The organism is Streptomyces ziwulingensis (assembly GCF_039542605.1).
Lineage (GTDB): Bacteria > Actinomycetota > Actinomycetes > Streptomycetales > Streptomycetaceae > Streptomyces > Streptomyces ziwulingensis.
Window position 1 is genome coordinate 1 of record NZ_BAABIG010000082.1, and the last position, 13,984, is coordinate 13,984.

Sequence of the window (13,984 nt, forward strand, 5' to 3'; positions counted from 1 at the left end):
GGAGGGGTGGGGACGGGAGGGGTGGGGGTCGTGGCGGGGGGCGGGTCCGTGAGGTGGTCCAGGACGCGGGCCAGGGTGGGGCCCTCCGGGCCGGGGGCGGTGGTGCCGGGGGCGCGGCGGACGCCCAGGGAGTCCAGGACACGGTGGAGACGGGCCGCGTCGGTGCGCCAGGTACGGTCGACCACCTCCTCCGGGTACTCGTGCCACTCCACCGGCGCCCAGTCCGCGCCGGGCTCGGCGGGGCTGCCGTGGAAGAGACGGGCGGCGAGCAGGGAGGCGGCCTCGTCGACCGTGCCGGGCTCTTCGAGCAGATCGCACGCGGGGCGTTCGCCGAGCCGGGAGGTGAAGCCCTCGGCCAGCCGGTCGCGCCGGGACAGCTCGGTGAGGGCCGCGACGACCCCCACATCCAGCCGGGAGGGCCAGCGGCCCATCCGCCAGGCGGGCAGCGCCACCCGGGTCAGCAGCCGGTCCCAGCCCGCGTAGGCCAGGCCCACCTGTTCCTGGGCGACGATCCGCAGCCCGTAGTCCACGGCCTGTGCGCGCTCGGCGGCGGCGACCGCGACTCCGCGCTCCATCTCGGCCGCGTGCACCCGGCAACTGCGCAGCAGGACGCGGGCGACCGCGCCGACGCCCGCGAGCGCGCCCCGGGCGAGCGGATGCCGGTCCGGTTCCGAGGCCACCGCCACGGCCGCGTCCAGTCCGCGTACGAAACGCCGGGCGGCGGCTATGTCGGGGTGCGCCGACGGTCCCGTACCGGCGACGACGGGGGCGAGGACGGCGCGGAGTTCACCGACCCGCATCCACCACAGGAAAGGGGAGCCGATCACGAGGACGGGCGCGGCGGTGGTCCGGCGGCGCGGCTGCCCGTCCGTGCCCGCCACGTCCCCGTGCTCCTCGGGGGGCGGGGGTCCGTGCGCCGGATGGGTACGGTCCTCCAGCCAACTGTCACAGTCCGGGGTGAGGGCTATGGCGGACGGGGCGGGAACGTCGAGCCGGTCGGCGAGGTCGCGCACCAGCCGGTACAGGTCCGGTGCCGTTCTCTCGGCGATCGCGACCGTGGGGCTGACGGCGGGCCGCGCCCGGGTGACGACGGCGGCCACGCCCGCGGCGGCGAGCAGGACGAGGAGGGCGAACACCGAGACGGCCCAGCGGACGGCGTCCCAGCCCGCGCCGACGAGGTGGCCGGTGGCAACGCCCGCGAGCAGGATCACGGCGGCCGCGGCGGGCAGCAGGGCTACGGCCAGGGCGCGGCTGCGGATGCGCAGCACGGCCAGGGCCCGGGCCCGGGCGGCCCGCGCACCCCGCTCCTCCACACCCATGCCGGTCATGACCGGATCTCGTCCCCTCACTGCCTGTTCGAGGCGTTGGCCGTGCCGTCGTCCGTGCCGCTGTGGTTGTGCGTACTGCCGCCCGCGCCGTCGTCCGTACGGTTGTCCGCGCGGTCGTCCGTCCGGCTCTCGGGCTGCCTGGTGGTGCTCACTCCCCCACTGTGGCACCCGCCACTGACATCGCAATGCCGGTGGGCCAAGTGCCGGAATGCTTGCGCCGCACCCTAGTTGGGGGCCCGGTGCGCGTCAGCCATATGGGGCAGCGGTCACTCGATGGAATGGCTTTGGGGAGAGGTGGATGACGGACGGCAAGGATCAGGCCCCGGTTCCTGGGGCGGACCCGGGGCCTGGTGAGGGCGCGGAGGGCGTGGAGAGGGCGCAGCCAAGGGGCACGCTGGGAGCGCCGGGGGGCGGTGAGTGATGGGCGGCGGGCGGCGGGTGATGGGCGGCGGGCGGCTGGGCCCTATGCGTCTGCCGCCTACGCGTCAGCCGCCTACGCGTCTGCCGCCGCCTTCGCCGCGATGTCCGTGCGGTGCTGGGAGCCGTCGAGGCCGATGCGGGCGACGGCCCGGTAGGCGCGGTCGCGAGCCTCGGTGAGGTCCGTGCCGGTGGCCGTGACGGACAGGACGCGTCCGCCGGCGCTGACCACGGCGTCACCGTCGGTGCGGGTGCCCGCGTGCAGGACGTACGCGTGCGGGGCGTCCCGCACGGCCACCTCGTCCAGGCCGGTGATCGGGTCGCCGGTGCGCGGGGTGCCGGGGTAGTTGTGCGAGGCGACGACCACGGTGACCGCCGCGTGGTCGTTCCAGCGCAGCGGCTCCAGGTCGGCGAGGTTACCGGTGGCGGCGGCCATCAGCAGACCTCCGAGCGGGGTGTCGAGACGGGCCAGCACGACCTGCGTCTCGGGATCGCCGAAGCGGGCGTTGAACTCGATCACGCGGATGCCGCGGGACGTGATCGCGAGACCGGCGTAGAGGAGACCGGAGAACGGCGTGCCGCGGCGGCGCATCTCGTCGACGGTGGGCTGCAGGACGGTGTGCACGACCTCGTCCACGAGCTTCGGGTCGGCCCAGGGCAGCGGGGAGTAGGCGCCCATGCCGCCGGTGTTCGGGCCCTCGTCGCCGTCGAGCGCGCGCTTGAAGTCCTGGGCGGGCTGGAGCGGGCGGACGTTGTCGCCGTCGGTGACGGCGAACAGGGAGACCTCGGGGCCGTCGAGGAACTCCTCGATGACCACGCGCTCGCAGGCGGCGGCGTGGGCGCGGGCGGCCTCGATGTCTTCGGTGACGACGACGCCCTTGCCGGCGGCGAGACCGTCGTCCTTGACCACGTAGGGGGCGCCGAAGGCGGCGAGCGCCTCGTCGATCTCCTCCGGTGTCGTACAGACGTATGAACGCGCGGTGGGTACGTCGGCGCCCGCCATGACCTCCTTGGCGAACGCCTTGGAGCCCTCCAGTCGCGCGGCCTCCTTGGAGGGGCCGAAGACCGGGATGCCCGTCTCCCGCACGGCGTCGGCGACCCCGGCGACCAGGGGCGCCTCCGGGCCGACCACGACCAGCTCGGCGCCGAGCCGGGTGGCGAGGGCGGAGACGGCCGCGCTGTCGAGGGCGTCGACCTGGTGCAGCTCGGCGACCTCGGCGATGCCGGCGTTGCCCGGGGCGCAGTGCAACGCGGTGACGTCGGGGTCGAGGGACAGGGAACGGCACAGGGCGTGTTCGCGGGCACCGCTGCCGATGACGAGGACCTTCACGGGGGTCAGCCTACGGGAACGGGCGGGGCCCCTTTGTAGGGGCTTCTGTAGGGACTTCCGAGGAGGGTGAGCGCCGGGGTTCGTGGGTTCCTCCGAGGGACGGGAGGGGAGGGGATGGCCCCGGTCCGGAAGGCTTGACTCTTCGGGTGGGGGGAGGGCCCCGGCTCGGAAGGCGTGCCTCCGGGGCGCCTACTCGTGCGGGATCTCCTCCATCACCGTCGCCCCCAGTTCCCGGACGAGGAGTTCCCTGCCCGAGAGGGCCGATTCGTTGAAGTCGGGGTCGTCGTCCTCCGGGATGTCGTCCTCGATGGAGACCGGCGGCGGCTCGGGAGCCGGCGGGCGGGACGCGGGGGCAGGGCCGGAGGCCGACCGGGCCGCCGAGGGGGCGGGAGCTGCCGGGGCCGGGGCCGGGGCCGATGCCACCGGGCGGGATGCGGAAGCGCCGCCTCCACCGCCGTAGCCACCACCACCGCCACCGCCGTAGCCGCCACCGCTCCCGCCTCCGTTGCCGCCGGAGGTCGCGGAGGGGCCGGAGAAGCCGGGCGGGCCGGAGGGACCGGAGGGCGGCGGGGGTGCCGAGCCGCCGGACGGGTCGACGATCGCCTCGATCTTCCACTGGACGCTGAACTGCTCGGCCAGCGCCTGCCGCAGCACCTCCTCGCTGCCACTGCTCAGGAAGTTGTCACGGGCACCGGCGTTGACGAAGCCGAGCCGGAGCGAGGTGCCGTCGAAGTCGGCCACCTGGGCGTTCTGGCTGAGCAGGATCCAGGTGAACCGGCGACGGTTCTTGACCGCCTCCAGGATGTTCGGCCAGAGCATGCGCGGGTCGAGGCCGCCGGCGCCACCACTCGGAGCGCTGGGGGCGGGGGTGGGTGCCGGCGCCGCGGCAGCGGGTGTCGGGGTCTGGGCCGGAGCCGGGGCGGCGGGTGCGGACGACGGCTGGGCGCCGCCACCGGCGGATGCCGCCGTCGGCCATCCCCCCGGCCGGCGGCCGCCACCCGCCGGGGCCGCGGTGGGCCAGGCCCCGGGCGCGGGCCCGGAGGCAGGAGGGGAAGCAGGAGCGGCTGGGGCGGCTGGGGCGGCGTGAGGGGCGTGGGAGGTTGTGGTGTTTGTGTTGTTTGTGGTGTTTTGGTGGACTTGGGTGCTGGTGGGAGGCGTGGGCGTGGCGGACTGACCGACTCCCGGGCCACCACCGGGGCGGCTCGCGGTACCGGCGGAAGGGTCACTGACGGTGCCGGCTCCGCCGGGTACGCCCCCGGGCCCGTCCCCGCGGACGCCGTCGGAACCGATGGCGGAGCCACCGGCGAGGTCACCGGAAGCGCTGCTGCCCCCACCGGTCGGCACCGCCCCGCCGCTCACGCCACCACCCGGACCGGGGCTCGAACCAGGGCTCGCGGGAGCGCTGGCGGCAGCGCCCTGTCCCGCCGGCCCGGGCCCCGCCGCCCGTACCGCGGCTCGGGCGGCGGCCGCCCCGCCCCCGGGCGGAACCGGGGGACTCTGGAGAACCGGGGAACCCTGCGGCGCCGGGGGCACCGGCGCGACGGGAGCCGCGCCCGCTCCCATGCCGCCGTGGACGTCCGTCCCAGGCACGTACCCTGCGGCGGGCAGCCCCGCGCCCGTGGAGAAGTGCACGCCACGTTCGATGCGGTCCAGGCGGGCCATCACCGAGCGTTCGTCACCGTACGCGGCGGGCAGCAGCACGCGCGCGCAGATCAACTCGAGCTGGAGACGGGGTGAGGTGGCACCCCGCATCTCGGTGAGCCCCTCGTTGACCAGGTCGGCGGCGCGGCTCAGCTCGGCGGCACCGAAGGACCGCGCCTGGGCCTGCATCCGCTCGACGACGTCGGCCGGGGCGTCCAGCAGCCCCTTCTCGGCGGCGTCCGGCACGGCGGCCAGGATCACCAGGTCGCGCAGCCGCTCCAGTAGGTCGGCGACGAAGCGGCGGGGGTCGTTGCCACCCTCGATCACATGGTCCACGACCTCGAAGGCGGCGGAGCCGTCACCCGAGGCGAACGATTCGACCACCGAGTCGAGGAGTGAGCCGTCCGTGTAGCCGAGCAGCGCGGTCGCCATGGCGTACGTCACACCGTCGTCACCGGCTCCGGCCAGCAGTTGGTCCATGACGGACATGGAGTCACGCACGGACCCCGCGCCGGCCCGCACCACGAGCGGCAGCACCCCTTCGGCGACCGTGGCGCCCTCCTTCTGGCACACCTCGTGGAGGTACTCCCGCAGGGTGCCGGGCGGAACCAGCCGGAAGGGGTAGTGGTGGGTGCGCGACCGGATGGTCCCGATGACCTTCTCGGGCTCGGTGGTGGCGAAGATGAACTTGAGATGCTCCGGCGGCTCCTCGACGACCTTGAGCAGCGCGTTGAAGCCGGCCGACGTGACCATGTGGGCCTCGTCGATGATGTAGATCTTGTAGCGGCTGCCCGCAGGCCCGAAGAACGCCTTTTCCCGCAGGTCACGGGCGTCATCCACACCACCGTGCGAAGCGGCGTCGATCTCGATGACGTCGATCGAACCGGGGCCGTTGCGCGCCAGGTCCTGGCAGGACTGGCACTCGCCGCACGGGGTCGGCGTGGGGCCCTGCTCGCAGTTCAGACAGCGGGCGAGGATGCGCGCGCTCGTCGTCTTGCCACAGCCGCGCGGACCGCTGAACAGGTACGCGTGATTGACCCGGTTGTTCCGCAGCGCCTGCTGCAGCGGGTCGGTGACATGCTCCTGCCCGATGACCTCGGCGAAGGACTCCGGGCGGTAGCGGCGGTAGAGCGCGAGAGACGACACGCATACGAGGTTATAGGCGCCCACCGACAAACCGGTCGGCCCGGCAACGCAGACGCCCCCCACGCACCCGCCAGAGCCGACCTACCCTTGCTGCCTTCCGGCCCTGGGGGAGTTCAGTCAGATAGCGCCGCGTGAGGGGCTGCGCAACAGGTTACCTGATCCGGGGGCCTGGCAACGAGTTCGCGAGCACCCTCCGCCGTCATGTAATGTTCCGACCGGAGGATTCGCCTAGTGGCCTAGGGCGCACGCTTGGAAAGCGTGTTGGGGGCAACCCCTCACGAGTTCGAATCTCGTATCCTCCGCCATTGCTCTCACCGGGCAATACGTCGAAGGGCCCCACCGCGAGGTGGGGCCCTTCGACGTTGTCCGTCTCAGTTCCCGTCTCCTCACTCCTGGCCGAACCGAGCCGCCACTACGATCGCCGACCATGGACTGGGTCGAGCGCACCGCGCGGTTGCGGCAGTGGACGAGGAGCGGGGCACGGGCTCCGCACAAGCCGTTGCTGTTTCTGTACGCGCTCAGCCGGTTTCAACAGGACGCCGAGGGCGAGCTGCGGTTCAGCGCCGTGGAGGAGGATCTGCGGGGCCTGCTCGCCGAATACGGTCCCGGTAACCGGAGTCGGGGAACTGCGCGCGACCGGCGCCGCTGGGCGCCTGACGCCGGAGCTACGAGCGGCGCTGCGGCGGGATCCGTCCCTGCTCGGCCGGATGGCACGGGTGCTGCTCGATCTGAACTTCCCGCCCTCCCTCCACGGCGAGTTGTGCGAAGCCGTCGGCCTGGAGCTGGAGGAGGCCGAGACCGGACCGTTCTCGATGCCGCTCTCGGCCGCGCGCAGGCAACGGGACCGGCGGATGCGGGAGATGGTGCTGACGGCGTACGAGTACCAGTGCGCCTTCTGCGGGTACGACGGCAGGATCGGCGCGGTGCCGGTCGGGCTCGAGGCGGCCCATGTGCGCTGGTGGGCGTTTGACGGACCGGACGACGTCGAGAACGGGCTGTGTCTGTGCTCGCTGCACCACAAGCTGTTCGACAAGGGCGTGCTCGGTCTCGGTGAGGGCCCTGCCGGGGGCCACCGCATCCTGGTCTCGCAGAGCTTCGTCGGCCACAGCACCGCGGCCCGCGAGGGCGTCCTCGTGCTCGCCGGCCGTCCCCTCATCGGCCCGCAGCCGGGCGTCCGCCCCATCGCCACCGCCCACCGTTCCTGGCACACCAGCCAGGTGTTCCACGGCACCCCACGTCCCGCCGCGTCCGCCTGACCGTCGATCAAGCGGTCAAGCGGTCAAGCGGTCAAGCGGTCAAGCGAGGAGGTGGAGGACTTTCGCGTGCCGGGCAGTACCGAGGCAGGGCGCGGCTGCGGTCGGGACCGCGTGGCCGGTCGCGTCCGTTCAGTTCTCCACCCGCACCCGCCCCACCGCGCTCACCTGGTCCACCTCCGAGACCCGCACCGTGGCCTTCGCCGTCCAGGTGCCGGGGAGGGGAAGGGTGACGGCGTTGGTGCTCCAGTAGCCGCCTCGGTCGATGAGTCGGGCGTTGATCGGGCCGAGGTCATGGGTCGGGAGGCTGAAGGTGAGGCGTAGTTCGGGGACGGTGGTCAAGCCGCCGTCGGCGGAGAGGATCACGGCCTGGACGGCGTTGTCGCCGGTGCGGCCGGGGTCCAGGGTGAGCTGGACGGTGCCCCGGCCACCGGGCGTGCCTACGTCGAACGGGATCGTGGTGACGGAGGCGGGCGGCAGCGCGCCCACCGGTGCGGCGCGGGCCGCCTCGGTCTCCGCGCGGCCCGGAACCGTGCTGGTGAGCACAGTGGTCAGGGCCAGGACCACGGCCGCGACGGCGGCCTCGGTGAGGACGGAGCGGCGCAGGGCGCGGCGATGGTGATCGGCCCTGGCAGACGTAACGGCCGTGGCGGACGAGACAAACGTAACGGCCGTGGTGGACGAGACAGACGTAACGGCTGCGGCGGACGTGGTGGGTCGTGGGCCTTCCGGAGGGAGTGGTGGGGGGAGTGGGGGGCCGGTGGCGGGTTCGGGGGCGGGTGCGCGTACGCGGGGCGCTCGTGCGGGCGTGGCCGGCAGGCGGGCGGTCCATCGGCGGGAGGCAGCCGCCGCTGTCAGGAGTAGGGCGACCGCCGTCAGTTTGGTCAGGAGCAGCCCGCCGTACGTCGTGTCCGTGAGCGCGGACCAGGAGCCGAGGCCGCGCCAGGACTGGTAGACGCCGGTGACGGCCAGGACGGTCACCGAGGCGGCGGCGAGGCGGGAGAAGCGGGTGACGACGGTGGCCGGGAGCGCGGTGGCCGGGGTGTGCCGCAGGAGGGTGAGCAGGGCGGCGAGGCCGCCGAGCCAGACCGCCGTGGCCAGCAGGTGCAGTACGGAGGAGGCGACGGCCGTGGGGACCTGGATGCCGGCGGCGGCGTGTTCGGCGGCGGCCCAGGTCAGCGCGAGCGCTACGGCGAGGGGCGGGCCGGTGGCGGTCGTGAGCGGGCCTGGCCGGCCGGCCGGGCCCCTGGGACGGAAGACGGGTACGAGGAGCAGGGCGGCCGGTAGCAGCAGGGCCAGCCTCACCAGGAGGAGCGCGCCGGGGCGGGTGGTCAGGGTGGTGGTGAGGGCGCCGGTGCCGAAGGCTGTCGCCGGGCCGGTGCCCGCCTCGTACGGGGCCCGCAGCACCAGCAGGGCGACGGTGGCCGCGAGCAGGCTCCACCAGCCCGTCGCCGCCAGGGCGCGCAGCGGCGCGGGGTCGGGCGGACGGCAGAGCGCGACGAACGCCGCCGGGCCGACGAGGAGCGCGACGGCGAGGTAGGCCAGGTAGCGGGCTGTCTTGTGCAGGGCGCCGGTCAGCGGGTCCTCGGTGGGGCCGGTGTCCGCCGCGGCGGCTGTGGCGGAGGGCGCGCCGACCGAGAAGGTCATGGCGCCGGAGACCGGATGGCTGTCGGCGGAGACCACTCGCCAGGCCACCGTGTAGGTGCCGTCGGCGAGCCGGTCCGGCAGGGTGACGCGGGCGGTGTCGGACCGGTCGCCGGCGTGCCCGGCCTCGCCGGTGCGGACGCGGTGGCCGTCGGGGTCGAGAACGCGGAACGAGTCGTCGCGCAGGCCGACCGACTCCGTGAACGTCAGGGTGACGTGGCGGGGGGCGCGAGGGAGGACGGTTCCGTCGTCGGGGGCGGTGGCGGTGAGCGCGGCGTGGGCGGAGGCCGGCGCGGTACCGCCGAGGAGGAGCAGGATCAGCGTGGTGCCCAGCAGCAGCACCAGCCGTTCCACTCGCCGGCGGGCGCCGTGCCGTCGTACTTCCCGACGCGCTGCCCCCCGTACTTCCCGATGCGCTTTCTCCCCTGCTCCCCTTCGTCCCGTGCCGGTGCCGCGTCCGTCGCCGTATCCGTCGTCGTATCCGTCGTCGTATCCGTCGTCGTATCCGTCGTCGTATCCGTCGCCGCGTCCGTCGTCGTGTCTCACGTCATCACCCCGCCTCGCGGTCCGCCGCCTCGGGGACAGGTACGGATGGGGGCGGCGGGGTGCTCAGCGGGCCGGCCGCAGTCCCGGAGCGCTCAGGGCCGGCACAGTTTCAGGATTCGCGCGGTCTCGGCCGGGTAGCGCGTCGTCAGGGCGGCGGCGTCGCCGTGCTCGTAGTCCTCGTAGGTGAAGCCCGGTGCCATCGTGCAGCCGAAAAGGGTCCACGCGCCGCCCGCCGCGACCCGGCCGCCCATCCAGGTGGCGGCGGGGACGGTGAACTGGACGTGCTGGCCGCCCAGGACATCCGGTCCGAGCACCTCGGTGCGGGCGGTGCCGTCGGGGGCGAGGAGGAGGAGTTCCAAGGGGTCGCCGAGGTAGAAATGCCAGGTCTCGTCGGTGGGCAGGCGGTGCAGGGCGGAGTAGTCGCCGGGGCGGCCGGTCAGCAGGGCGACGATCGCCGAGCCCTCGGGGCGGCCGTCGGCGCGCTCGGGTCCGGACCAGGTACGCCGGAACAGGCCGCCCTCGCGCGGAAGGGGCTCCAGGCCGTAGTGCGCGACGAGTTGCCCGGGTGTCGGCGGCATCAGCGGGTTCATCCCGGGGAGATTACCGACGGGCGGCCCGGGGAGCGACACGCGATCATCGGTCCATGGACGTCACCCTTCACCTCGCCCAGGACCCCGAGGCCGACGCGCTGCTCGGCCGCAGCCCGCTCGCCGCGCTGATCGGGATGCTGCTCGACCAGCAGATCCCGATGGAGTGGGCGTTCAAGGGCCCTGCCACCCTCGCCCGGCGGATGGACGCGGAGGATCTGGACGCGCACGCCATCGCCACGTACGACCCGGAGGGTTTCGCGGCGCTGCTGTCGGAGAAGCCGGCGGTGCACCGCTACCCGGCCTCCATGGCGGGCCGTGTCCAGCAGTTGTGCCAGTACCTCGCCGACCACTACGACGGTGACGCCGAGGGTGTCTGGCGGGACGTGGGCTCCGGCCGCGAGTTGCTCGGACGGCTGCGGGAACTGCCGGGTTTCGGCAAGCAGAAGGCGCAGATCTTCCTCGCCCTGCTCGGCAAGCAGCTCGGCGTCCACCCGGACGGCTGGCGCGAGGCGGCCGGTGCCTACGGCGAGCCCGACTCCTTCCGCTCGGTCGCCGACATCACCGGCCCCGAGTCCCTGTCGAAGGTCCGCGCCCACAAACAGGAGATGAAGGCGGCGGCGAAGGCGGCGAAGGCCACCAAAGCCACGAAGGCCACGAGGGACTCGACGCGGGCGTAGGTCCACGAGGGACTCGACGCGGGCGTAGGTCCACGAAGGACTCGACGCGGGCGTGGGTCGTGGAGGGGGCAGGTCATGGGGGCGAGGAGCGGGGCGTCGCCCGGCAGCCACGCACCGGGGCCGCCATGCCCCTCTTTGCCGTCTTTGCCGGGTCACTTTCCGCCGCGCACTCCGCCTCCATGGCTGCGCCCGGAACGTCTGGGCCGGTAGGCTTTCCGTGTGATCTTCAAGCGCATCGGAAACGGCCGGCCGTACCCCGACCACGGCCGGGAGAGCACCCGCCAGTGGGCGGACGTCGCGCCGCGCCCGGTCCGCCTCGATCAGCTCGTGACCACCAAGCAGCAACTGGACCTGGAGACGCTCCTCGCCGAGGACTCCACCTTCTACGGCGACCTCTTCGCGCACGTCGTGAAGTGGCAGGGCGACCTCTATCTGGAGGACGGGCTGCACCGCGCGGTCCGTGCGGCGCTGCAGCAGCGGCAGGTGCTGCACGCGCGCGTGCTCGAACTCGACTGAGGGTCCGGCAGACGTCCCGACTGAGATCCCGGCCCCGCCCGCACCGCGCTCCACCGCGCCCCACCGCACTCCGGTCGCATCCCGGCCCCACCCCGACGCCCGGCCCGGTTAACCCTTTTGGTCGAACCCGGCGGTGTCGAATGATCGTCTAATAGGCATTGCCGCCATGGCGCACTACGCTGCGTTCATGAGCATGCTGACTCCCCCCGGCATGGGCGGCAAGTACCGGATCACGGGTGACAAGTACCCGCGGATGCGGCGTCCCCGGCGGCGCGGCAGGCTCGCTCTCCTCGCCGCCGCCGGTGCCACCGTCCTCGGCGTCCTCGGCTGGGGCACGCTGCAACTCGTCGACGTCTTCACCGGAGGCGACGAGGCGACGGCCGCGGGCACCAGGGGCGGCGGCTGTCACCGGGCCGACGCGGCCGCGGCGAACACCTCGCCCAGCGCCGTCGGCGCCGTCGCCGCCGTGCCGAAGCCCGGCACGGTCACCGTGAACGTGCTCAACGCGACCACCCGCGGCGGCCTCGCCAAGGCGACCGCCGACGAGCTGAAGAAGCGCGGCTTCCGCATCGGCGACGTGGGCAACGCGCCGAAACAGTTCGACAAGAAGGTCAAGGGCGTCGGCGTCCTGCTCGGCCCCGCCGCGTCCCTGAAGACCTCGCTGCCCTTGCTCGGCACCCAGCTTCCGGCCGCCGAACTCCGTACCGACGCCGCCCGCAAGGGGGCCGAGGTCGACCTCGTCATCGGTGACGGCTTCAAGGGGCTGGCGAAGAAGGGGGCGGCGGACACGGCACTGGCCCGGCTGACCGCGTCCGAGCCCGAGCCGTCCCCGAGCCCCTCGAAGGGCTGCTGAGCCGACCGCCTCCCCGTACCGCGAAGGACGGGGACTACTCGGCCGCCCCGTACATCCGGTCACCCGCGTCGCCGAGGCCCGGCACGATGTAGCCCTGCTCGTTCAGCCGCTCGTCGACCGAGGCGGTCACGACCGTCACCGGGGTGCCGGCCAGCTCGCGCTCCATGACCTCGACGCCCTCGGGCGCGGCGAGCAGCACCACGGCGGTCACGTCGTCGGCGCCGCGCCGGATCAGTTCCCGGATCGCGGCGACCAGGGTGCCGCCGGTGGCCAGCATCGGGTCCAGGACGTAGACCTGACGGCCGGAGAGGTCGTCCGGCATGCGCGAGGCATAGGTGCTGGCCTGCAGCGTCTCCTCGTCGCGCACCATGCCGAGGAAGCCCACCTCGGCGGTCGGCAGCAGCCGGACCATGCCGTCGAGCATGCCGAGGCCGGCCCGCAGGATCGGCACCACCAGCGGGCGCGGGTGGGAGAGCTTGACGCCGGTGGTGGGCTGGACGGGCGTCCGGATGTCGACCTGCTCGGTGCGTACGTCGCGCGTGGCCTCGTAGGCGAGCAGGGTGACCAGCTCGTCGGCGAGACGGCGGAAGGTCGCGGAATCGGTGCGCTGGTCGCGCAGCGTGGTGAGTTTGTGGGCGACCAGGGGGTGGTCGACGACGTGGAGACGCATGTCCCCCACAGTAACCGGGCGCCGTGGGCCCGGCGTCCCCGCTGTGGGACAAGCCCCTCGCCGGCCCCGCGGAACAGACCCGTCGCCGGTCCTTCACCCGCTCGCCCGCGTCGAACCCCTCTCGCGGGGGAAGGCGAAAGGAACGGATTCGGGGTGGTGAGACGGTGCGTGACCAGGAGTTGCACGACACGCCGTCCGGTGAGGAACCGGACGGCCAGGCCGAGCGGGCGGCGCGGCAGCAGGCGGCGGACCCGGAGGGCGAGCGGCGGCGACGCCGGGCCCAGTTCCTGCGTGAGCTGGCGGAGGCCAGAGAACTGAGAGCGCGGGTGCAGCCGCGCCGGGCCAAGACGGCACGGCTGCGCCACCAGATGCGGATGCGCACATTCCGCTGGTAGAGCGACCGGACGGGGAAGATCCGGCGCCGCGCCGAGGTTGCCCGGAAGGGCGTGCGCGGGTGCCGCGCATTCCCGCGTACGATCCGCAAGTGGCGGTGACGAGTGCGCTGGTGGGCCGGTGACGGGCCGGTCCCGGACGAACGAGGTCCGGGACACGACCACGAGCGGAACTGCCGGACACGGGGAGCCGAAGACGTCCCCTGAACGCCTTGTTTCTGCCACGATTCCGAGTGGGTGGGGCTCGGAGCCCGCTCTCCCCGCCCGCAATCTCCGCCGGGGGAATCCCTCACCGGCACGTCTATGACCAGTGGGAGAGTCACGGTGTACTTCGCCGCACTGCTCGCGCGCACCGAAGACGGGTGGGAAGCGAGCGACACAGAGCTCGACGATGTGGAGACCCTGTCGGACCTGGCCGATCTGGCCCGGGAAGCCTCTGCCGAGGACGACACGGTGCTCATCCTGATCGAGCAGGAGGGCGGGTGGTTCGGCGTGGTCCGGGTGGACGGCGAGGACGACCCGCGCATCTACGTCTCCGACGCCGCCGCCGCTGCCCGCAGCAGCTACGGCGAGATCCTGCTCACCGACGAACTGCTCGGCCGGGAACCCGGCACGGACCTGGACGACCTCGACCTCGACCTCGACGCCACGGAGGACGGTGACCCCGACGATCCCGACGACGACGATGCCGCCGAAAGCGGCGGGGGCGCGGACACCCCCACCACCGACTCCTCCGTGCCGCACGGCCCGGTGGGCGACGCCGAGATCCTGGACGATCTCGGTGTGAGCGAGAAGCAACTGCGCTCGATGTCGGACGACGCGCTCATGGAGATCGCCGAGTCCCTCGGCGCCTCGGAGGTACTGGAGACCGTCCGCTGACCCCGCCCCCGCCGCCTCCACCCCCGACCGACCCCACCCTCCACGACCCCACCCTCCACGACCCCACCCTCCACGACCCCACCTGCGACCTCATCGATGGAT

At 73.5% G+C, this 13,984-nt stretch carries 12 protein-coding genes, 1 tRNA gene, 1 other RNA gene and 1 pseudogene; 7 read left to right on the plus strand and 8 right to left on the minus strand.

Annotated features, from left to right (window positions below; translation table 11 throughout):
- From ABEB00_RS31185 to ffs, 5 genes are all read right to left on the minus strand, one after another.
- A partial coding sequence (locus ABEB00_RS31185; RefSeq protein ID WP_345624018.1) for a M48 family metalloprotease occupies positions 1-1,328 on the minus strand: 1,328 nt, incomplete at its 3' end.
- Between the two features lie 17 nt (positions 1,329-1,345).
- Positions 1,346-1,480 (minus strand): hypothetical protein, encoded by a 135-nt coding sequence (locus tag ABEB00_RS31190; RefSeq protein WP_345624020.1) that lies wholly within the window; start codon positions 1,478-1,480, stop codon positions 1,346-1,348.
- Between the two features lie 341 nt (positions 1,481-1,821).
- On the minus strand, positions 1,822-3,075 hold the full coding sequence (purD, locus tag ABEB00_RS31195) for a phosphoribosylamine--glycine ligase (protein WP_345624021.1): 1,254 nt from the start codon (positions 3,073-3,075) through the stop codon (positions 1,822-1,824).
- 189 nt (positions 3,076-3,264) lie between these two features.
- On the minus strand, positions 3,265-5,862 hold the full coding sequence (locus ABEB00_RS31200) for a DNA polymerase III subunit gamma and tau (RefSeq protein ID WP_345624023.1): 2,598 nt from the start codon (positions 5,860-5,862) through the stop codon (positions 3,265-3,267).
- A 48-nt stretch (positions 5,863-5,910) separates the two neighbouring features.
- An RNA gene (gene ffs, locus ABEB00_RS31205) (signal recognition particle sRNA small type) lies at positions 5,911-6,005 on the minus strand.
- A 74-nt stretch (positions 6,006-6,079) separates the two neighbouring features.
- Here ffs and ABEB00_RS31210 point away from each other — a divergent pair.
- A tRNA-Ser gene (locus ABEB00_RS31210) sits at positions 6,080-6,167 on the plus strand.
- A 122-nt stretch (positions 6,168-6,289) separates the two neighbouring features.
- Positions 6,290-7,118: pseudogene (locus ABEB00_RS31215) on the plus strand (phosphorothioated DNA-binding restriction endonuclease).
- A 129-nt stretch (positions 7,119-7,247) separates the two neighbouring features.
- Here the strand turns inward: ABEB00_RS31215 and ABEB00_RS31220 are convergent.
- Positions 7,248-9,098, minus strand: coding sequence for a copper resistance CopC/CopD family protein (locus ABEB00_RS31220; RefSeq protein ID WP_345624051.1), 1,851 nt, complete (start codon positions 9,096-9,098; stop codon positions 7,248-7,250).
- Between the two features lie 299 nt (positions 9,099-9,397).
- Positions 9,398-9,895 carry a cupin domain-containing protein gene (locus ABEB00_RS31225; protein ID WP_345624024.1) on the minus strand — a complete coding sequence of 166 codons (498 nt, stop codon included), beginning with the start codon at positions 9,893-9,895 and terminating at the stop codon, positions 9,398-9,400.
- Positions 9,896-9,948: 53 nt separating this feature from the next.
- Between ABEB00_RS31225 and ABEB00_RS31230 the strand changes: the two genes are divergently transcribed.
- The 3 genes from ABEB00_RS31230 (at position 9,949) to ABEB00_RS31240 (ending at position 11,941) form a co-directional block, all read left to right on the plus strand.
- Entirely contained in the window at positions 9,949-10,572 is a 624-nt protein-coding gene (locus tag ABEB00_RS31230; protein WP_345624026.1) for an HhH-GPD-type base excision DNA repair protein, read from the plus strand.
- A gap of 219 nt (positions 10,573-10,791) precedes the next feature.
- On the plus strand, positions 10,792-11,088 hold the full coding sequence (locus ABEB00_RS31235) for a type II toxin-antitoxin system VapB family antitoxin (RefSeq protein WP_004943146.1): 297 nt from the start codon (positions 10,792-10,794) through the stop codon (positions 11,086-11,088).
- A gap of 211 nt (positions 11,089-11,299) precedes the next feature.
- Positions 11,300-11,941, plus strand: coding sequence for a LytR C-terminal domain-containing protein (locus tag ABEB00_RS31240; RefSeq protein ID WP_345624054.1), 642 nt, complete (start codon positions 11,300-11,302; stop codon positions 11,939-11,941).
- 34 nt (positions 11,942-11,975) lie between these two features.
- On the opposite strand, the gene upp is transcribed toward ABEB00_RS31240, so the two are convergent.
- Positions 11,976-12,611: a uracil phosphoribosyltransferase gene (upp, locus tag ABEB00_RS31245; protein WP_345624027.1), complete on the minus strand. Its 636-nt coding sequence runs from the start codon at positions 12,609-12,611 to the stop codon at positions 11,976-11,978.
- Between the two features lie 164 nt (positions 12,612-12,775).
- Between upp and ABEB00_RS31250 the strand changes: the two genes are divergently transcribed.
- Both ABEB00_RS31250 and ABEB00_RS31255 read left to right on the plus strand, forming a co-directional pair.
- On the plus strand, positions 12,776-13,006 hold the full coding sequence (locus ABEB00_RS31250) for a hypothetical protein (RefSeq protein ID WP_345624028.1): 231 nt from the start codon (positions 12,776-12,778) through the stop codon (positions 13,004-13,006).
- Between the two features lie 321 nt (positions 13,007-13,327).
- The gene (locus ABEB00_RS31255) at positions 13,328-13,882 is read left to right on the plus strand and encodes a tRNA adenosine deaminase-associated protein (RefSeq protein WP_345624056.1); all 555 of its coding nucleotides are present in this window, start codon (positions 13,328-13,330) and stop codon (positions 13,880-13,882) included.
- Positions 13,883-13,984 lie beyond the last annotated feature (102 nt).

What these genes read in the sequence shown, in the direction of transcription:
- upp (WP_345624027.1), bottom strand. Translation starts at nt 12,611, where the DNA reads ATGCGTCTCCACGTCGTCGACCACCCCCTGGTCGCCCACAAACTCACC.
- ABEB00_RS31240 (WP_345624054.1), top strand. Translation starts at nt 11,300, where the DNA reads ATGGGCGGCAAGTACCGGATCACGGGTGACAAGTACCCGCGGATGCGG.
- ABEB00_RS31230 (WP_345624026.1), top strand. Translation starts at nt 9,949, where the DNA reads ATGGACGTCACCCTTCACCTCGCCCAGGACCCCGAGGCCGACGCGCTG.
- ABEB00_RS31225 (WP_345624024.1), bottom strand. Translation starts at nt 9,895, where the DNA reads ATGAACCCGCTGATGCCGCCGACACCCGGGCAACTCGTCGCGCACTAC.